Origin of the sequence: Streptomyces sp. NPDC058741, from assembly GCF_042746715.1 — a bacterium.
GTDB lineage: Bacteria > Actinomycetota > Actinomycetes > Streptomycetales > Streptomycetaceae > Streptomyces.
This window is the reverse complement of sequence record NZ_JBHYQH010000012.1, coordinates 144,490-163,146: the sequence shown is the minus strand read 5'-3', so window position 1 is coordinate 163,146 and position 18,657 is coordinate 144,490. Positions and strand designations below refer to the sequence as shown.

The 18,657-nt window shown below is 72.8% G+C and carries 16 protein-coding genes and 1 pseudogene; 9 read left to right on the top strand and 8 right to left on the bottom strand.

Annotated features, from left to right (window positions below):
* A partial coding sequence (locus tag ACFW6P_RS13260) for a metal-dependent hydrolase (protein ID WP_386423669.1) occupies positions 1 to 794 on the bottom strand: 794 nt, incomplete at its 3' end.
* 146 nt (positions 795 to 940) lie between these two features.
* Between ACFW6P_RS13260 and ACFW6P_RS13255 the strand changes: the two genes are divergently transcribed.
* The 3 genes from ACFW6P_RS13255 to ACFW6P_RS13245 all read left to right on the top strand — a co-directional run bounded on the left by ACFW6P_RS13255 (position 941) and on the right by ACFW6P_RS13245 (position 5,422).
* Complete coding sequence (locus tag ACFW6P_RS13255) at positions 941 to 3,454, top strand: DEAD/DEAH box helicase (RefSeq protein WP_386357548.1); 2,514 nt, start codon at positions 941 to 943, stop codon at positions 3,452 to 3,454.
* 37 nt (positions 3,455 to 3,491) lie between these two features.
* The gene (locus ACFW6P_RS13250) at positions 3,492 to 4,364 is read left to right on the top strand and encodes an acyl-CoA thioesterase (protein WP_386357550.1); all 873 of its coding nucleotides are present in this window, start codon (positions 3,492 to 3,494) and stop codon (positions 4,362 to 4,364) included.
* A 161-nt stretch (positions 4,365 to 4,525) separates the two neighbouring features.
* Positions 4,526 to 5,422, top strand: a complete 897-nt coding sequence (locus ACFW6P_RS13245) for a DMT family transporter (RefSeq protein WP_386357665.1) — start codon at positions 4,526 to 4,528, stop codon at positions 5,420 to 5,422.
* Positions 5,423 to 5,450: 28 nt separating this feature from the next.
* On the opposite strand, the gene ACFW6P_RS13240 is transcribed toward ACFW6P_RS13245, so the two are convergent.
* The 4 genes from ACFW6P_RS13240 to ACFW6P_RS13225 all read right to left on the bottom strand — a co-directional run bounded on the left by ACFW6P_RS13240 (position 5,451) and on the right by ACFW6P_RS13225 (position 8,279).
* A complete protein-coding gene (locus tag ACFW6P_RS13240) occupies positions 5,451 to 6,236 on the bottom strand; it encodes an Fpg/Nei family DNA glycosylase (RefSeq protein WP_386357552.1) in 786 nt (261 codons plus the stop codon).
* A 10-nt stretch (positions 6,237 to 6,246) separates the two neighbouring features.
* Positions 6,247 to 6,618, bottom strand: a complete 372-nt coding sequence (locus tag ACFW6P_RS13235; protein ID WP_386357554.1) for a VOC family protein — start codon at positions 6,616 to 6,618, stop codon at positions 6,247 to 6,249.
* A gap of 143 nt (positions 6,619 to 6,761) precedes the next feature.
* Positions 6,762 to 7,739 carry a DUF6397 family protein gene (locus ACFW6P_RS13230; protein WP_386423667.1) on the bottom strand — a complete coding sequence of 326 codons (978 nt, stop codon included), beginning with the start codon at positions 7,737 to 7,739 and terminating at the stop codon, positions 6,762 to 6,764.
* 126 nt (positions 7,740 to 7,865) lie between these two features.
* Positions 7,866 to 8,279 (bottom strand): roadblock/LC7 domain-containing protein, encoded by a 414-nt coding sequence (locus ACFW6P_RS13225; RefSeq protein ID WP_386357558.1) that lies wholly within the window; start codon positions 8,277 to 8,279, stop codon positions 7,866 to 7,868.
* A gap of 104 nt (positions 8,280 to 8,383) precedes the next feature.
* Between ACFW6P_RS13225 and ACFW6P_RS13220 the strand changes: the two genes are divergently transcribed.
* Entirely contained in the window at positions 8,384 to 8,812 is a 429-nt protein-coding gene (locus ACFW6P_RS13220) for a PPOX class F420-dependent oxidoreductase (RefSeq protein ID WP_386423665.1), read from the top strand.
* 139 nt (positions 8,813 to 8,951) lie between these two features.
* Positions 8,952 to 9,551 (top strand): class I SAM-dependent methyltransferase, encoded by a 600-nt coding sequence (locus ACFW6P_RS13215; RefSeq protein ID WP_386357562.1) that lies wholly within the window; start codon positions 8,952 to 8,954, stop codon positions 9,549 to 9,551.
* A gap of 9 nt (positions 9,552 to 9,560) precedes the next feature.
* Here the strand turns inward: ACFW6P_RS13215 and ACFW6P_RS13210 are convergent, their stop codons facing one another.
* Complete coding sequence (locus tag ACFW6P_RS13210) at positions 9,561 to 10,457, bottom strand: oxygenase MpaB family protein (RefSeq protein WP_386357564.1); 897 nt, start codon at positions 10,455 to 10,457, stop codon at positions 9,561 to 9,563.
* Between the two features lie 102 nt (positions 10,458 to 10,559).
* On the opposite strand from ACFW6P_RS13210, the pseudogene ACFW6P_RS13205 reads away from it, so the two are divergent.
* Together ACFW6P_RS13205 and ACFW6P_RS13200 are read left to right on the top strand one after the other, a co-directional pair.
* A pseudogene (locus tag ACFW6P_RS13205) lies at positions 10,560 to 10,857 on the top strand (hypothetical protein).
* A 296-nt stretch (positions 10,858 to 11,153) separates the two neighbouring features.
* Positions 11,154 to 12,080 carry a hypothetical protein gene (locus ACFW6P_RS13200; RefSeq protein ID WP_386423664.1) on the top strand — a complete coding sequence of 309 codons (927 nt, stop codon included), beginning with the start codon at positions 11,154 to 11,156 and terminating at the stop codon, positions 12,078 to 12,080.
* A 31-nt stretch (positions 12,081 to 12,111) separates the two neighbouring features.
* On the opposite strand, the gene ACFW6P_RS13195 is transcribed toward ACFW6P_RS13200, so the two are convergent.
* Positions 12,112 to 12,294, bottom strand: coding sequence for a hypothetical protein (locus ACFW6P_RS13195; RefSeq protein WP_386357568.1), 183 nt, complete (start codon positions 12,292 to 12,294; stop codon positions 12,112 to 12,114).
* Between the two features lie 467 nt (positions 12,295 to 12,761).
* Here ACFW6P_RS13195 and ACFW6P_RS13190 point away from each other — a divergent pair, with 467 nt between their 5' ends.
* Both ACFW6P_RS13190 and ACFW6P_RS13185 read left to right on the top strand, forming a co-directional pair.
* Positions 12,762 to 15,704, top strand: a complete 2,943-nt coding sequence (locus ACFW6P_RS13190) for a DEAD/DEAH box helicase (protein ID WP_386423662.1) — start codon at positions 12,762 to 12,764, stop codon at positions 15,702 to 15,704.
* A gap of 5 nt (positions 15,705 to 15,709) precedes the next feature.
* Positions 15,710 to 16,978, top strand: a complete 1,269-nt coding sequence (locus tag ACFW6P_RS13185; RefSeq protein ID WP_386357572.1) for an SWF or SNF family helicase — start codon at positions 15,710 to 15,712, stop codon at positions 16,976 to 16,978.
* Between the two features lie 471 nt (positions 16,979 to 17,449).
* Here ACFW6P_RS13185 and xylA read toward each other — a convergent pair whose 3' ends face one another.
* Positions 17,450 to 18,616 carry a xylose isomerase gene (gene xylA, locus ACFW6P_RS13180; RefSeq protein ID WP_386357574.1) on the bottom strand — a complete coding sequence of 389 codons (1,167 nt, stop codon included), beginning with the start codon at positions 18,614 to 18,616 and terminating at the stop codon, positions 17,450 to 17,452.
* Between the last annotated feature and the right edge of the window lie 41 nt (positions 18,617 to 18,657).

The window sequence follows — 18,657 nt, the reverse complement described above, 5'->3', positions numbered from 1 at the left end:
CAGATGAAGTTGAGCGCCGCCGCGCCGCCCACCCCGCCGAGCAGCATGAACACCGGCATCAGCACCCTCAGCTCGACCCAGCTGCCCGCGCGGAACCGCACGGCCTTGGGCGGCCCGACCGGGTACCAGCGCTTGCGGCCCACCGGGATGGGCCACAGGATCGGGCAGCCCGAGATGGTGAGCGCGTCCCCGATGTCGTGAACGATCGCGCCGAGCACCACCGGCAGCCCCAGCCACAGGTACTCCTGGCCCGGCTCCATGAACAGCCAGTCGGCGCCGTTGCCCGGCTTGTCGAGGATGCCGGCGAGGATCCAGGCGGTGGTGGCGGCCAGCAGCCACACCAGCACGTCACTGCTGGAACCGCGCGCCGCACGCCACAGCAGACCCTCGATGGCCAGCACCATGTGCACGAAGAGGATCGCCAGCACGCCCCAGCGGTCACTGGTGATCGCCACGGCCGAGGTGCCGGCACCGATCAGCACGGCCCACAGCCAGGTGTGCGTGAGCGTGCGGTGCCCGCCGGAGCGGCGCGGGTCGCCCTGCTTCTTCGTCGCCTTGTAGACGGCGTACGACAGCTTGTCCACGATCTCGCACAGCCACCGCGACAGCGGCCCGAAGGACCGGGAGATCGTGGCCGCCTTGTGGTCGAGATCGGGGGCGAGAGCGGCTCCCGCGCAGATCAGCGCGCCCACGAGGAGGACCGGCCAGGGCATCGGGTGCCCCGCGGCGGCCGCGGCGGCGCCGACGCCGAGCCAGGCGGCGGCGCCCGACAGTGAGTGTGCTGGTCCCATCATGGCCGTTGCCCGCCCCATTCCTCGTGTGCCGCTGTCCAGTTGACCGTGGTGCGCTGACGCGTCGCCGGCGCCTCAGCGTAGCGTTCGTGATCTTCGGACCGGCAGCCGATTCCCGCATCGGGCACCGGGCCAGGCAAGATGGGGGCGTGACCCTCATCGATCAGCTGCCGCGGACCGCCGACCCCGACGCCCTGTACGAAGCCTTCGAGGCGTGGGCCGGTGAGCGGGGTCTCACGCTCTACCCCCACCAGGAGGAGGCGCTGATCGAGGTGGTCTCCGGTGCGAACGTGATCGTGTCGACGCCCACCGGGTCCGGCAAGAGCATGATCGCGGCGGGCGCGCACTTCGCGGCCCTCGCCCGGGACGAGGTCACCTTCTACACCGCCCCGATCAAGGCGCTGGTGTCGGAGAAGTTCTTCGAGCTGTGCAAGCTCTTCGGTACGGAGAACGTCGGCATGCTGACCGGCGACGCGTCGGTCAACGCGGACGCCCCGGTGATCTGCTGCACGGCCGAGGTCCTCGCGTCGATCGCGCTGCGCGACGGCAAGGACGCCGACGTGGGCCAGGTCGTGATGGACGAGTTCCACTTCTACGCCGAGGGCGACCGCGGCTGGGCCTGGCAGATCCCGATCCTGGAACTGCCGCAGTCGCAGTTCATCCTGATGTCGGCGACGCTGGGCGACGTCTCCTTCTTCGAGAAGGACCTCGCCCGCCGCACCGGCCGCCCCACGGCGGTCGTGCGCTCGGCGACCCGCCCGGTGCCGCTGTCCTACGAGTACCGCTACACCCCGCTGACGGAGACGCTGACCGACCTGCTCGCGGCCCGGCAGGCACCCGTCTACATCGTGCACTTCACACAGGCGCAGGCCGTGGAGCGGGCGCAGGCGCTGATGAGCATCAACATGTGCTCGCGGGAGGAGAAGGAGCAGATCGCCGACCTGATCGGCAACTTCCGCTTCACCACCAAGTTCGGCCGCAACCTCTCCCGCTACGTCCGGCACGGCATCGGCGTCCACCACGCCGGCATGCTGCCCAAGTACCGGCGTCTGGTGGAGAAGCTCGCCCAGGCCGGTCTGCTGAAGGTCATCTGCGGTACGGACACGCTCGGCGTCGGAGTCAACGTCCCCATCCGCACGGTGCTGTTCACGGCCCTCACCAAGTACGACGGCAGCCGCGTGCGGACGCTGCGGGCCCGGGAGTTCCACCAGATCGCGGGCCGCGCCGGACGCGCCGGCTACGACACGGAGGGCTTCGTCGTCGCGCAGGCGCCGGAGCACGTCGTCGAGAACGAGAAGGCCCTCGCCAAGGCGGGGGACGATCCGAAGAAGCGCCGCAAGGTGGTCCGCAAGAAGGCCCCGGAGGGCTTCGTCGCCTGGTCGGAACAGACCTTCGAGAAGCTCATCGGCTCCGAGCCGGAGCCGCTGACCTCCCGGTTCCGGGTGACGCACACGATGCTGCTGTCGGTGATCGCCCGCCCCGGCAACGCCTTCGAGGCGATGCGCCGACTGCTGGAGGACAACCACGAGCCGCGCAAGCAGCAGCTGCGGCACATCCGCCGGGCCATCGCCATCTACCGCTCGCTGCTGGACGGCGGCATCGTCGAGAAGCTCGACGAGCCGGACGCCACCGGCCGCGTCGTCCGCCTCACGGTCGACCTCCAGCAGGACTTCGCGCTCAACCAGCCGCTGTCCACGTTCGCACTCGCCGCGTTCGAGCTGCTCGACCCCGAATCGCCGTCCTACGCGCTCGACATGGTGTCCGTCGTCGAGTCGACCCTGGACGATCCCCGGCAGATCCTCGCCGCCCAGCAGAACAAGGCGCGCGGCGAGGCCGTGGCCCAGATGAAGGCCGACGGCGTCGAGTACGAGGAGCGCATGGAGCGCCTCCAGGACATCACGTACCCGAAGCCCCTGGAGGAACTGCTCTTCCACGCGTACGACACGTACCGCAAGAGCCACCCCTGGGTCGGCGACCATCCGCTGTCGCCGAAGTCGGTCATTCGGGACATGTACGAACGGGCGCTGTCCTTCACCGAGTTGGTGTCCCACTACGAGCTGGCCCGCACCGAGGGCATCGTGCTGCGCTACCTGGCCAGCGCCTACAAGGCCCTCGACCACACCGTCCCCGACGACCTGAAGTCCGAGGACCTGCAGGACCTGATCGAGTGGCTCGGCGAGATGGTGCGCCAGGTCGACTCCAGCCTGCTCGACGAGTGGGAGCAGCTGGCCAACCCGGAGGAGATGACCGCCGAGGAGGCCCAGGAGAAGGCCGACGAGGTCAAGCCCGTCACCGCCAACGCGCGCGCCTTCCGCGTCCTGGTCCGCAACGCCATGTTCCGCCGCGTCGAGCTGGCCGCCCTCGACCAGCTCGAGGAGCTGGGCGAGATGGACGCGGAGTCCGGCTGGGACGCCGGGGCGTGGGGCGAGGCGATGGACACGTACTGGGACGAGTACGACGACCTCGGCACCGGCCCCGACGCCCGCGGCCCGAAGCTGCTCATCATCGAGGAGGAGCCGCAGAACGCCCTGTGGCGGGTCCGGCAGGTCTTCCACGACCCCAGCGGCGACCACGACTGGGGCATCAGCGCCGAGGTCGACCTCACCGCCTCGGACGCGGAGGGCCGCGCGGTCGTCCGGGTCACCGACGTCGGCCAGCTGTGACGGGCCGGGCAGCAGCGAGCACAGGAGAATCCCACCCATGACGACGAACCCGGCCGAGAGGCTCGTCGACCTGCTCGACCTGGAGCAGATCGAGGTCAACATCTTCCGTGGGCGCAGCCCCCAGGAGTCCCTGCAGCGGGTCTTCGGCGGGCAGGTGGCCGGCCAGGCGCTGGTCGCCGCGGGCCGCACCACGGAGGGGGACCGGCCCGTGCACTCGCTGCACGCGTACTTCCTGCGCCCGGGCATCCCCGGTGTGCCGATCGTGTACCAGGTGGAGCGGGTGCGCGACGGGCGCTCGTTCACCACCCGGCGGGTCACGGCCGTGCAGCAGGGCCGCACGATCTTCAACCTCACCGCCTCCTTCCACAAGCCGGAGGAGGGCAGCTTCGAGCACCAGCTGCCGCCCGCCCGCACGGTCCCGGACCCCGAGTCGCTGCCCACGGTCACCGACGAGATCCGTCAGCACCTGGGCGCGCTGCCCGAGCAGCTGGAGCGGATGGCCCGCCGCCAGCCCTTCGACATCCGCTACGTCGACCGGCTGCGCTGGACGATCGAGGAGGCCCGGGAGGCCGAGCCGCGCAGCGCCGTGTGGATGCGGGCGGTCGGGCCGCTCGGCGACGACCCGCTCGTCCACACCTGCGCCCTCACCTACGCCAGCGACATGACCCTGCTGGACGCCGTCCGCATCCCGGTCGAGCCGCTGTGGGGACCGCGCGGCTTCGACATGGCGTCGCTGGACCACGCGATGTGGTTCCACCGGCCCTTCCGCGCCGACGACTGGCTGCTGTACGACCAGGAGTCGCCGATCGCGGTGGGCGGCCGGGGCCTGGCACGGGGCCGGATCTACGACCGTGAGGGCCGGCTGGTCGTGTCGGTCGTGCAGGAGGGGCTCTTCCGGAAGCTGGGATGACGGCTGCCCCGCCGGGGACCTGACAGCGGGCACCCCGGCCGGCCCGGACCGCACGCTCCCAGTCCGCACGCTCCCGGATCGCGCGCACTGCCCGATCCGCCGAGCATGGCAGGAGGACGCCCGACCGGCAGGCGGGCCCGCGGATCGGGGAGGTGACTTCGCTGCACACCGTGCTCCCCGTCGTCTTCGCCGTCTGCGCGGCCCTCAGCAACGCCGTCGCGACGGTGTTGCAGCGCAAGGCGGCGCTGACCGTGCCGAGCTCCCAGGGGTTCCGGGCCGGGCTGATGCTCGATCTGCTGCGGCGTCCCGTCTGGCTGGCGGGCATCCTCGCGGTGATCGGCGCCGCCGTCTGCCAGGCGGTGGCGCTGGCGGCCGGACCTCTGACGATCGTGCAGCCGCTGTTCGTGCTGGAACTGCCGCTCACCCTCATCGTCGCCTCCTTGGTGATGCACCGGCACCTGCCGGCTTCGGGGTGGGTGGCGGTCACGGTGGTGGTGGCCGGGCTGGCGGTCGCGCTCACCGCCGCCTCCCCCACCGGCAACCGCACCCAAGTGGCGCTGGACCGATGGATCCCCGCTCTCGCCGCGTGCGCGGGCGCGGTCGCCGCTCTCGCCCTCGCCGCCCTCAAGCGCCCGCAGGGCCGCACCCGGGCGGCCTGCCTCGGGGCCGCGACGGCCATCACCTACGCGGTGACCGCCGCGCTGATGAAGGCCGCCACCCACATCCTCGACGACGAGGGCATCGTCGCGTTCCTCACCTCCTGGCAGACGTACGCGTTCGCCGCGACCGGCGTGTGCGCGCTGTTCCTGCTGGAGAACACCCTGCAGGGAGGCCCCCTGGTCGCCTCCCAGCCCGCGCTCACCCTCGGCGACGCGCTGGTGAGCTTCACTCTCGGGCTCCTCCTCTACGAGGAGACGATCCGCACCGGCTGGTGGCTGGTGCCGCAGCTGTTCGGTGTCGCGCTGATCGCCGCCGGGGTGTTCACCCTGGCGCGGATTCCCCTGGCGCAGTCGCTCGTGCCGCCGGACGGTACACCTCAGCCGGCGGAAGCTCCCTGACAGCCGGAAGTCCGACCGATCGGCTCGGTCAGCCCTCCGGCTGGCACCGCGGGCACCAGACCGTGCCGCGGCCCGCCATCCGTGAGCGCCGCAGGCCGGTGCCGCAGCGCGGGCACCGCGGCTCCCGGTCGTCGCGGTGGCCGGTGAGCCAGGAGTCACGGGGCGGGACACAGCCGGCGGTGACCGAGGAGCGCAGGGTGCCGCGCATCTCCCGGTACAGGCGGCGCCGGTCGGCCTGGGTGAGCTCCCGCGCCGTCCGGTCGGGGCGCAACCGGGCTCGCCAGAGGATCTCGTCGGCGAGCAGGTTGCCCAGGCCGGCGACGACCGCCTGGTCGGTGAGCGCGCCCTTCAGCCGGCCGCGGCGCGACGCCAGCGTCGCCTCGAACTCGGCGCGGTCCACCGACAGCGCGTCCGGGCCCTGCCTCCGGAGCAGCCGGCCGAGCTCCGGCTCGTCGTGGGCCAGCCAGAGCCCCTGCAGTTTGCGCTGGTCACGAAAGCGCAGTTGGCGGCCGGCGCCCAGTGTGAACAGCACGCGGTCGTGTGGTTCGACGGCATCGTCCACACGCCCGCAGACGAGACGGCCGGTCATCCCGAAGTGCAGCACCAGCGTGGGGCCCCCGGTCCGGGCGAGGAGCCACTTGCCGCGTCGCTCCGGTGCGCCGAACCGCCGTCCCTCCAGGGCGTCCCGCAGCCCTCGTGCGTCGACCCCGTGCAGGACGCCGGGATCGCGCACGTCGACGCGCCGGATGACCCGGCCCCTGGCGCAGGACTCGAGCACCCTCCGGAAGCCCTCGACGTCCGGGAGCTCGGGCATGCCCGGCGCGTCAGGCTTCCTGGATGAGGGACAGCACGTTCCCCGCGGGGTCGGTGAACCAGGCGATCAGCGGGCCACCACCGCGGAAGATGCCCTTGTCATCCGTGTCGAAGGGGTCGGAGTGCTCGAACCGCACCCTTCCGCGGTCCAGCTCGTCGACGGCGGCCTCGATGTCGTCGACGGGGAAGGTCAGCACGGTGTACGTCGCCGGGGTGTGATCCTTCTTGGGGCAGACCAGGATGTCTCGGTCACCGGTGATGGGCAGGAAGAGCATGCCGTGCTCCTCCGACACCCTGAGCCCGAGGGTGTCCCCGTAGAACGTCCTGGCCGCGTCGATGTCGTCGACCGAGAAACCACTGAACGCCTTGGTGGAACGGAACATGACGGCCTCCTGAGGCCAGTCTCCTCGGAAGGCGGATCCGGACGCATCCGGAGGCGTGTTCCGGAGCGCGGGGCAGACGACGCCGGCCGGACGGCTCTCGACACGGGGCCATCCGTCACCGCCCACCACGCCGGCCGACGGGGTCATCGGTCGGGCCGCCGCCCTCTGCGGCGCAGCAGACCGAGGAGGCCTGTCCGGACCGGCGCCGAGGGGGAGGGCGGGTGGGCGGCGGGGGCCGGGGGAAGGGACGGCGGCGCGGGTGCCGGGGTCGACAGAGCCCACAGGCTCGGTGATGTTGTCAGGCCCACTTGTGTCGGCTGCGGTGCGGGGGCCGGTCCCGGGCGGGGTGCCGGGCGGCGGTTCCCGCGCGCCAGCTCCGTCGTGTGGGCCAGGTCCGCGCGGAGCCAGGCCACCTCGTCCGGCTCGCTCGCCGTCATGAGCTGCCCGGCCAGCTCGGCGGCAGGTGAGCCGGGGGCGCCGTGGACGGGGAGCCGGGGCCGGCAGCGAAGCAGGTGGGCGCGTTCGGAGGGGTCTTCGACGACGTCGGTCACGTCGGCGGGGTCGAGAAGGCAGGCGATGGCCGCGGCCTGGGCCCAGAGGTCGTCTCCCGCCTGCCGCCGCAGGAAGCCGGTCTGGCGTCCGCGCCAGTTGCGGGGCCTTCGGTCCAGACCGGCCTTCAGCCCTTCCCTGACCTCCTCCGGTGTACGGCCTGTCAGCAGCCGGGCGTTGCTCTCCTCCGCCGCGAACTGCCGGAGCTCGTAGGCCGGATACAGCCAGACGACGGTCCGGTAGCGGTTCAGGTAGAAGCGCACGGGCACGAGGAGGCCGAAGCGGGCCAGGTTCGTGAACCTCGAGGCCGGCACATCCATGAGTTCGGCGCCTTCTTTGGTGCCGACGGTCCGGACGCGTTCGCGCAGACCGTCGGGGAAGGTGTCCTCGGCGCGCAGCCGGTCGATCTCGGCGCGGCTGACGCGTCGGCCTCCCGCTCCTTCGCCGGGGACGGTCCGGATGAGACCCAGATTCACCGCGAGGTCGAACTCGCCGCGTTTCAGGTCGAGTTCGCGGGCGGCCCGGCTCGGGGCGCAGCTGGGGCCGTCGGGTTGCGCGATGGTGCGTGACATGGTCGGTCTCCCCCGTGGAGTCAGCGGCTCACGCCGTGTGCGGTCGCCGTGGAAAAACCGTAGCCGCTTGCGCGCACCTCGCGGCGAGCCTGTGGATAACTCCGCGGGGGAGGGAGAACGCGCTGCTCAGAGCTCTGTGTTCGGCTTGTGCTCGGGCCGGCGCGCGTCCACGTCGAGGTGCTCGCCCACCCGGTTGACCAGGAGGGTCATCTCGTACGCGATCTGGCCGATGTCGGCCTCGGCGCCGCTGAGGACGCACAGACAGCTGCCCGTGCCGGCCGCGGTGACGAAGAGCACCGCGTCGTCGAACTCGATCATGGTCTGGCGTGGGCTGCCCGCCCCGAAGTGCCGCCCCGATCCCTTGGCGAGGCTGTGCAGGCCGGACGACACGGCCGCGAGGTGCTCCGCGTCCTCGCGGCGTAACCCCGTGCTCGCCCCGGTCACCAGGCCGTCGTTGGACAGGACCAGTGCGTGACGCACGTGACGGACGCGCTCGGTCAGGTCATCCAGCAGCCAGTCGAGTCCCCGGTTGTGGGCCATGTTCCGTTCTCCCCGCTTTTTCCCCGTGTGACTCTCCTCCTGGAGAGAGAATCTCCACGCCAGCCTTCCCCAGGACCGCTGCGGGGGCAAGGAGGATGGGAGCCATGGCAGAGAAGATGACCGACGCGCAGTGGCGGGAGTTCGTCTCCCACGGCACCCGTACCGCGAAGCTCTCCACCGTCCGGGCCGACGGCAGCCCGCACGTGGCCCCGATCTGGTTCCTGCTGGATGGTGACGAGGTGGTGTTCAACACCGGCAAGAACACCGTCAAGGGCCGCAACATCGCCCGTGACGGCCGGATCGCCCTGTGCGTGGACGACGACCGGCCGCCGTACTCGTTCGTGGTGCTGCGGGGCCGCGCCCGCATCTCGGAGGACCTCGAGGAGACACGGCACTGGGCCACCCGCATCGGCGCCCGGTACATGGGCGAGGACCGGGCCGAGGAGTTCGGCGCCCGGAACGGCGTCCCCGGCGAGCTGCTCGTCCGCGTCCGGATCGACCGGGTCCTGGCGGAGCGGGACATCACGCACTGACCCGCAGGGAGTGAGCGGCTCACCCTGAGGCGATCGGGCCACACCCACAGGGGATGAGCGGCACACCGCGAGTCGATCGCGCCACACCCACGGAGGTGCGCTGGGGCGTCCTGCGCGCCGGTGGGGAATCATGCCGTACATGAGCGACGACCAGACGCGTGTCCAGGAGTTCTTCACAGCCCGCGCCGCCGGCTGGGACAGCCGGTTCCCCGACGACGGGCCCGCCTACGCGGCGGCGGTCGCCGAAATCGGGCTGCGGGCGGGCGACCGGGTGCTCGACGCGGGGTGCGGCACCGGACGCGCCCTGCCGCCGCTGCGGGCCGCGGTCGGCCCCTCGGGGGTGGTGCTGGGGGCCGACCTCACCCCGGCCATGCTGGAGGAGGCCGTACGGGCCGGACGGGACCGTGACGGGACGCTGCTGCTCACGGACGTCTCCGCGCTGCCCCTTCGCTCCGAGTCCCTGGACGCCGTGTTCGGCGCGGGCCTGATCTCGCATCTGCCGAGCCCGGCCGAGAACCTGCGGGAGCTGGCCCGTGTGGTGCGTCCCGGCGGTGTGCTGGCGCTGTTCCACCCCATCGGCAGGGCGGCCCTCGCGGCCCGCCACGGACGTCCGCTCACGCCCGACGACCTGCGGGCCGAGCCCAACCTGCGCCCCCTGCTGGCCGGTTCCGGGTGGCGCATGACCTCGTACGCAGACGAGGACGCACGCTTCCTGGCGCTCGCCGTCCGCGAGGACTGACCTGCCCCGTCAGCCCGCTCCGGCGTCCGGGGTGTGCCGCGCGGGGCAGCCACGGACTCCCGGGACAGGCCGGGTGCCGAGGTCGTCGAGCCGGTATCCGTACGGGTAGCCCTTGATCTCCCGGTTCCGGCGGGCGAAGTGCGGGGTGGTCCGGGGCGGCATCAGCCGGACGGCACGCCCGCGCAGCCACACCGCTCGCCGCACCCACGCGCGCGTGGCGGCGTTCGGCGGGGTGTAGCGGAAGGCGCGCAGGAGCGAGTCGTCGAGCAGCGAGAGGGTGGCGGTGCGCAGCAGGGGCGCGAGCGGGCGCGGATACCAGGAGGCCATCAGGTCGAGCGTCGCGTCCGAGACGCGCCGGGCGTCCTGGTCCCAGGCGAAGTGGTCCGCCTCGTAGGCGTCGAGGAAGGCCTCGAACTCCTCGTAGGTCTCGGGGATGTCCTTGATGCCCATGTGCCGTCCGAGCGTGCGGTAGTGGACGGCGCCGGCGACGGTCTCGTGGCGCGACATCCTGCGCCAGCCGTGGGCGTCGATCCACCGCTTGGGGGTCACGACGAAGGTGCACAGGACGTAGCGCATGTCGTCGTCGCTGATGTCGTAGGCGCGGTGCATCTGGTTGATGCGGCGCAGCGCGGTCTTGCCCTGCCGGCTGCCGAAGCCGTGCTCGACGATGGCGTCGAGGAGGAGCGAGGTGTCGTCGTAGCGCTTCTGCGTACGGTCGGTGAGCTCGGCCGTCCGCGCGAGCAGCCTCCCGATGCTCGGGACGGCGTAGGTGCGGTAGAGGGCCAGCTCCAGGGCCCGGGCGTAGTCCCAGGGGAACTCGTAGGCCGTGCTCAGCCGGTAGATCTCCGTGGCGTCCTCGTACGGGTCCATCCGCCGCATCCGGCGGAGTCGCTCGTAGCGCTTCACCGCGTCGTCCCCCCTTCTGACGCGAGAGCTCCAACTCTACGCTGGTGAGGGAGAGACGATCGGTGAGCGGCGACACGACGCGCTGGGGGAAGGTGGTCAGCGATGTGGAACAGAGTCCGCAAGACAGGGGGCAGGGTCGCGCACGCCCCTGCGCACCGAACCGAAGGCCGACGGTGGTGCACGCCCGCACGATCTCTTCGAGGCCGCGGCCGTCTATGTCACGGCGTCCGCTGAGGACGACCAGGAGAGGGCCGACGAGGCGGCCGGTTGGGTCTCGCCGGAGGCGCTGTCCTTCGGGGTGAACCAACTGGCGGGCCGGGCCGTAGCCGCCCTCGCCCGCGAGCGCGGTGAGTCACCGGGGACCGTGGCCCGCGCGCTCCTGGGGCTTCCGGCGGAGTGACGGCAGGAGCCGGGCGGCGCGAGCCGTAAGGCCGGGCGGCCGAGGCGCACGGGCTGGGCGGAGTGTGGTGACGTAGGGCAGGGGCGGTGAACCGCGGCATGGAGCCAGGCGGTCAACCGCGTACCGCCTGGTGGAGCGGGACGTGGGGCTCCCGGAGAGGGAGACGCGCGCGATCCGAGGGACGATTCGCCCCGTCCGCCGGAAAACTGCAGCTCGGTGCGCCCGTGAGGTCGTGACAAGCGGCTTCCGCGCGCACTAGGGTGCGCGCCGTTGGACGAACCGATGGGGAGGCTGGGATGGCCGGGACCGACGAGACCGCCGTCGCCGCCGAGGACGATGCGCTCTATGTGCTCACGGCGGTACTGCTGACGCCGGCGAAGTTCCCGAGTGTGCTGGGCGACGACTATCCGGAGGCGTGCGCCGCGCTCGGCCTCGCACCGCTGGCGGACGGGTACGGGCTGGTCCTCGGCCAGGACGGCGACGGCGCGCGGTGGACCGTCGTCATCGACGACGTCTCCCTGGTGGCCGTCGCGATCGCGTCCTGGGACTGCGGTATGGAGTACGAGCTGTCGCCCGACGAGAGCACGGTCGTCGCGGCTCTGCCGGGCTGGCCGCTCGCGGTCGCCGTCGCGGCTCCCGACGTGCCCGCGCCGCACGACCCCGGTCCGGAGGCCGACGACCGGCCGCCGCTGACGCCGCCGGACACCACGGTGTGGGGACCGGCCCAGCGGCGGCTCGGCGCGGACGAGATCGCGCTGCAATGGGCGACGTGGCGGGAGCAGGTCGACGACGACGCCTTCCCCGAGCCGGGGACCACCACTGGTGCCGTGGTGAGTGCCGCGGCGGGGACCACGGAGGGGACTGCAGAGGGGATCTCGGCGACGGCCACGGGGACACCTGGTGACGGGGACCCGGTGACCGGAGCCCCCGAGGGCGGGGAGGACAGCCGTCCGGGCCACAGCGGCATCCGGCGCGTGCTCGCGGAGGCCCGCGGCTACATCGACTCGCCGCCGCCGCTGGGCCGCGTCCGCTCCTCCTTCGCCGCGGGCGACGCGCGGACCCTGCGGGCCGACGGTCCCGGCTGGTCGCTCGTCGCCAGGACCGACGACATCGCCTTCGTGCTGCTCGACGAGGAGCCCGGCGAGGTCCTGCCGGTGGGCCGGGGTCCCGAGCTGCCGGGTCTCCTCGAAGCGCTCGACAAGATGGCCGTACGGCCGAGCTGATCCCCGCGGACGAGCCGTTACCTCCGGCCGGTCAGCGCCCGATCTCCTTGCGGGTGACGCGGCGGAGCCTGCGCCGCTGTGCGGGGTCCAGGGTGAGGTACGCGGCGGCAGGGACTCCCAGGATGATCAGAAGCGCGGCCCACCAGGGCAGCCAGATCAGCAGGATGAGCCCGACCGCCACACCGCCTGCGGCGATCTTGGCGTTGTTCGACATGACTGTCGCCTCCTTCGCGGCCGTGGCCGCTCTCTGCTCTGAGAACGGGCCCGGGTTCGCGGCGGTTCCGGACCCGGCCCGGAGGAATCCCTGAGACATCCCTGAGACGCGGCCCCCAGGCGACCCCGAGTACGCCGGTGCGCCGCAGCGACAGAACACCACCGCGCCTCCATGGTGACCCACATCACGGCTTCCCCGCACCCGCGTGCATCGAACGTGCTGTAACCTCGGCCCCTCCCAAGCAGCTAGTCAAATTTGAGGAGCCAGTCATAGCCGAGCGCCCGACTCCCCCGGCGTCCTCCTCCCTTCCCTCCCCTCCCTCCCTTCGCTGCGATCTTTCCGAACTGAACGAATGCCCCTCCGTTTTCCTGCCCGGAGATCCGGCCCGCACCGGCACTGTCGCCTTCTGGCGGCCCGACGGCACCGCTCCCCCGGCCCCGGCGTCCGTCGCCGAACTGACGGTCGCCGTGCCCGGCATCGACGGGGTGCAGGCGCAGAGTGTGCCGGCCGTGCTGCTGCCGGTGCGTGCGGCCCTACCCGTCCTCACGCGCGCGCGTGCCCTGAACCAGGGCCACCGGACCACCGTGTTCTGGGGCGCGGCGGCCCTGCACGCCCTGCAGTTCGTGGCACGCGGCCTGCTGCTGCCCGGGCTGTCTGCGGAGGACCACGACGCCTGGCGCACGGGCCCGCTGCGCGCCCAGGACATCGAGGCCGTACGCTGCCTGGCCGCCGCGATGCCGCCCGAGGCGCACGCCGTGCCGCTGCCAAACGGGGAGCCGTTGCGGCTGCCCGACCCGGAGCAGCTCCTGCGGGCCTTCCTCGACGCCGTCGCCGACACCCTGCCCCGCTCCCCCGCCGCGCCCCTGGTGACGGGTGGCCGGGCCTACGCAGCGCCCGAGCCGGTGCACCTGCCCGGGCATCGCGCCTGGGCGGCCGACATCGCGGCGGGCCACGACGCGGGCGTGCGGCTGTCGCTGCGAATCGAGGCGGACGGCCTGTCGGACACGGCAGAGGACCTGTCGGACACGGCGACCGGCGAAGACGCGGCAAGCCACTGGGCGGACGCGGTGGACGGGCTTTCGGCCCCAGCGACCGGCCTTTCGGACGCAACGACCGGCGAAGGCGCGGTGAGCGGTTGGCCGGACGCGGTGGCGGCCCCGGCAGTGCACCGCGCAGCGGACGCGACGACCGACGCCGCAGCAACGTACCAACCAGCCGACGCGACAGTCGACGCCGCCGCAACGAACCGCCCAGCCGACGCGACGACCGACGCAGCCCGCGTGACGTTCCGGGCCGTGCTGCAGGTGCACAGCGTGAGCGACCCGGCGCTCGTCGCGGACGCCGCCGACATCTGGGCCGGCGCACGGGACGACGCCTTCGGCGCCCGCGCCCGGATGGACGCCCTGCTCGCCCTGCGCCGTGCGGCGCGGGCCTGGGCCCCGCTCACGCCGCTGCTTTCGGCGACCGTGCCGGACGTGGTCGACCTCGCCGACGACGAGGTCACCGAGCTCCTCGGCACGGGCGCCCGCGCCCTGGCGGCGGCCGGGGTCGACGTGCACTGGCCGAAGGGCCTGATCCGTGGGCTCACCACCCGCGCGGAGGTGGGCCGTGCCGGCGGGGAGCCGGACCGCGACCGGTTCTCCGGCGCCGTGCCGTCGTTCCTGTCCGCCGACGCGTTGCTCTCCTTCACCTGGTCGTTCGCGCTGGGCGACCAGCGGCTCACCCGTGCCGAACTGGACCGGCTGGCCGAGGCCAAGCGCCCCGTGGTGCGCCTGCGCGACCAGTGGGTCCTGGTCGATCCTCAGGAACTGAGCCGCGCCCGCTCCCGGCAGGATCACAAGGTCACGCCGGTGGACGCCCTGGGCGCGGCCCTCACGGGCTGGACGGAGCTGGACGGCCGGCGGGTGGAGGTACGCCCCACCGGGTGGCTGGCGACACTGCGGGAACGCCTCGCGGACCCCGAGGCGCAGCAGCCCGTGGAGCAGCCGGCGGCCCTCACGGCCACCCTGCGCGACTACCAGCGGCGGGGCCTGAACTGGCTCGTGAGCATGACGTCACTGGGGCTGGGCTGCTGTCTGGCCGACGACATGGGACTCGGGAAGACGATCACCCTGATCGCGTTGCACCTGCACCGGCAGACCGTCCCGGAGTCCGCCGGTCCCACCCTGGTGGTCTGTCCGACGTCCCTGATGGGCAACTGGCAGCGGGAGATCGAGCGGTTCGCGCCCGGTACCCCCGTGCGGCGCTTCCACGGCGCACGGCGCACCCTGGACGGCCTGGCCGACGGGGAGTTCGTGCTGACCACCTACGGCACGATGCGGCTGGACGCCGCCCGGCTCGCCGAGGTGCCGTGGGGCATGCTCGTGACGGACGAGGCACAGCACGTGAAGAACCCGTTCTCCTCGACCGCGCGGCAGTTGCGTTCCATCGGGGCACGCGCGCGCGTGGCGCTGACCGGCACCCCTGTGGAGAACAACCTGTCGGAGCTGTGGGCGATCCTCGACTGGGCGACCCCGGGGCTGCTGGGCCGGCTCAGCACCTTCCGCAGGCGGTACGCGGAAGCCGTCGAGGGCGGTCAGGACCCGGTCGCGGCCGACCGGCTGGCCCGGCTCGTACGGCCGTTCCTGCTGCGCCGCCGCAAGTCGGACCCGGGGATCGCGCCCGAGCTGCCCCCGAAGACGGAGACCGATCACGCCGTGTCGCTCACCCAGGAGCAGACGGCGCTGTACGAGGCCGTGGTGCGCGAGGCGCTCGCGGAGATCTCCGGTGCGGACAGCATGGCGCGGCGGGGTCTGATCGTGAAGCTGCTGACGGGGCTCAAGCAGATCTGCAACCACCCGGCGCAGTACCTCAAGGAGGAGCAGCCGGTGATCGGTGGGCGCTCCGGGAAGCTGGAGCTGCTGGACGAGCTGCTCGGCACGATCCTCGCCGAGCGGGCGGGCGTGCTGGTCTTCACGCAGTACGTCCAGATGGCCCGCATCCTCGAAAGACACCTGGCCGCCCGGGGCACACCCTCGATGTTCCTGCACGGCGGGACGCCCGTCGCCCAGCGCGAGGCCATGGTGCGGCGCTTCCAGGACGGCGAGGTGCCCGTCTTCCTGCTGTCGCTGAAGGCAGCGGGCACCGGGCTGAACCTCACCCGGGCCGAGCACGTCGTGCACTACGACCGCTGGTGGAACCCGGCCGTCGAGGCGCAGGCGACCGACCGCGCCTACCGCATCGGGCAGACCCGGCCCGTGCAGGTGCACCGGATCGTCACCGAGGGAACCATCGAGGATCGCATCGCCGCGCTGCTGGTCCGCAAGAAGGAGCTGGCGGACGCCGTGCTGGGCTCCGGCGAGGCGGCGCTCACGGAACTCACGGACGCCGAACTGGCGGACCTGGTCGAACTGCGCGGAGGGCTGCGATGACTCGGATGACCGGGCACGACGGTGACACGGAGCGGACGTTCGCGGCACTGCCGCCCGCGCGCGGACGGGGTTTCGCCCAGACCTGGTGGGGCCAGGTCTGGCTGAAGGCGCTGGAGGACACGGCGCTGGACACCGCGCAGCTGAGGTCGGGCCGCCGGCTCGCCCGGGCGGGAGCGGTCGGCGCCGTGTCGGTGCGCCCGGGCCGGCTGACCGCCGTCGTGCAGGACCGCGACGGCACGGCGCACCGGGCCGACGTCCTGCTGGAGCGGCTCTCCCCGGAACAGTGGGACTGCTTCCTGGACATGACGGTCGAGCGGGCCGGACACATGGCGGCGCTGCTGGACCGGGAGATGCCACCGCACCTGGTCGAGGACGCGGCGGCCGCGGGCGTGGACCTGCTCCCCGGCCTCGGCGACCTGGAGCCGAGGTGCGACTGCGGAGGCTGGGACCACTGCGGGCACACGACGGCGCTCTGCTATCAGGTGGCGCGGCTGCTGGACCAGGATCCGTTCGTCCTGCTGCTGATGCGGGGACGCGGCGAAGCAGGCCTGATGGAGGACCTCCACGCGCGCAGTGGGACGTCGGCAGCGGGTTCCGGCGCGTCCGAAGGCGTGGACGCGGCCGAGGCCTACGCGGCGGGCGACATCCTGCCCCCGCTGCCGGCCCTGCCCGAACTCCCCGACGAGCCGGGCCGTCCGCCCTCCCTGGACACCGGGACACCACCCGCCGAGGGAGTCGACCCGGCAGCGCTGGAGTTCCTTGCAGCACTGACCGCCGTACAGGCCCGTCGCCTGCTCGCGGAAGCGCTCCAGGGCGGCTACGAGGAGGAGTTGCCGGCATCGCAGGACGCGGTACGGCTCGCCGCCGGCGACCCGGAGGGTCAGGTGGCCGACCGCCTCGCGGAGGGTTCCGGACACGGTCGGGAGGGGCTCGCGACGGCCGTCCGCGCCTGGCGTCTCGGAGGTGCGGACGCACTGGCGGTGCTCGACGAGGAGTGGCGCGTGGAGGGCGAGGCGCTCGCACGCGCGCGTGCCGCCCTGGAGGCGGCCTGGGACGCGGACGAGGGGCCACGGCTGCGGGAGCACGGCAACCGGTGGACGGTCGTCGGCGCACCGGTCCAGCTGCGTCTGGGCCGGGACGGCCGCTGGTGGCCGTACCGCGAGGAGGACGGCCGCTGGCTGCCGGCGGGACAAGCCGCCCCGGACCCGGCCACGGCGCTGGCGTCGGCGCACCTCGCGGCCGACGACGCGGTCGTGGCGCACTCAGGGCAGTGACTCGCCGTCACCCAGCGGCGGCAGGAGCGCAAGGAGCGACCTGACGTCGCCGGGCGGCCAGGAGCACGACGAGCAGCGGGAACCGCGGGTGCGGTGCCGGCCCGGGCCGGGCGGCTGAGGCGGTACGGGCGGGCGGGCAGGGCCATGGCGGGCGGGCTCGCCGCGCACGGCTCCGAGCGGGAGGGGCGCACGGGAGCCGACGCGGACCGACGGCGTGCGTCGTACGCCGCGCCGCAGGTCAGGCACGTCGGCCGGTCACCATGACCGGCCGACGTGCCCCACCTGCGGGGAGCCGACCGTGCCGCTGGGCGAGCACGCCACGCGGGTGGCCCCCACCGGGGGGTGACACCCACCGGCCGGCACCACCACACACCCCGCTCACCCGCCCGCACCCCAGACCCACCGACCAGCACCCCCGGCCCACCGGCCCGCACCCCAGACCCACCGACCAGCACCCCCGGCCACAAGGCGTCAGTTGCGCGCTCCCAGCAGATGGTCCATCGCCAGCTGGTCGAGGCGCTCGAAGGCCATGCCACGGGCCGCGGCCGCCTCGACGTCGAACGACTCCAAGGCGGTCTGGTCGGCGAGCAGCGACTGCAGGCCGTCCGCGGCGGTGGGGTGGGCCAGTTCGTCGAGGCGGGAGGCGCGCAGGGCCTCCTGGACCTCCGGGTCGGCGCGGAAGGCGGCGGCGCGCTGCTTGAGGATCAGGTAGTTGCGCATGCAGCCCGCCGCCGAGGCCCACACGCCGTCGAGGTCCTCGGTGCGCGGCGGCTTGAAGTCGAAGTGCCTCGGGCCGGTGTAGCCGGCCGACTCCAGCAGGTCGACCAGCCAGAACGCGGCCCGCAGGTCACCGGCGCCGAAGCGCAGGTCCTGGTCGTACTTGATGCCGGACTGGCCGTTGAGGTCGATGTGGAACAGCTTGCCGGCCCACAGCGCCTGCGCGATGCCGTGCGGGAAGTTCAGCCCGGCCATCTGCTCGTGGCCGACCTCCGGGTTCACGCCGTACAGGTCCGGGCGCTCCAGGCGCTCGATGAACGCCAGGGCGTGGCCGACGGTCGGCAGCAGGATGTCGCCGCGCGGCTCGTTCGGCTTGGGCTCGATCGCGAAGCGCAGGTCGTGGCCCTGGGAGGTGACGTACTCGCCGAGCAGGTCGAAGGCCTCCTTCATCCGGTCCAGGGCGGCGCGGACGTCCTTGGCGGCGCCGGACTCGGCACCCTCGCGGCCTCCCCAGGCCACGTAGACCTCGGCGCCGAGCCCGGCGGCGAGGTCGATGTTGCGGATGGTCTTGCGCAGCGCGTAGCGGCGCACGTCGCGGTCGTTGGCGGTGAACGCGCCGTCCTTGAAGACGGGGTGGGTGAAGAGGTTGGTGGTGGCCATCGGAACCTTCATGCCCGTGGCGTCCAGCGCCTGCCGGAAGCGCTTGATGTGGGCCTCGCGCTCGGTTTCGCTCGAGCCGAACGGGATCAGGTCGTCGTCGTGGAAGGTGACGCCGTGGGCGCCGAGCTCGGCCAGCCGCTGCACCGTCTCGACCGGGTCCAGGGCACGCCGCGTGGCGTCGCCGAAGGGATCCCGTCCCTGCCAGCCGACGGTCCACAGTCCGAAGGTGAACCTGTCGTCGGGGGTGGGCTGGTAGCTCATGCCGCGGCTCCTTGCTCGCTGGGGGTATTTCGTCATGCCGA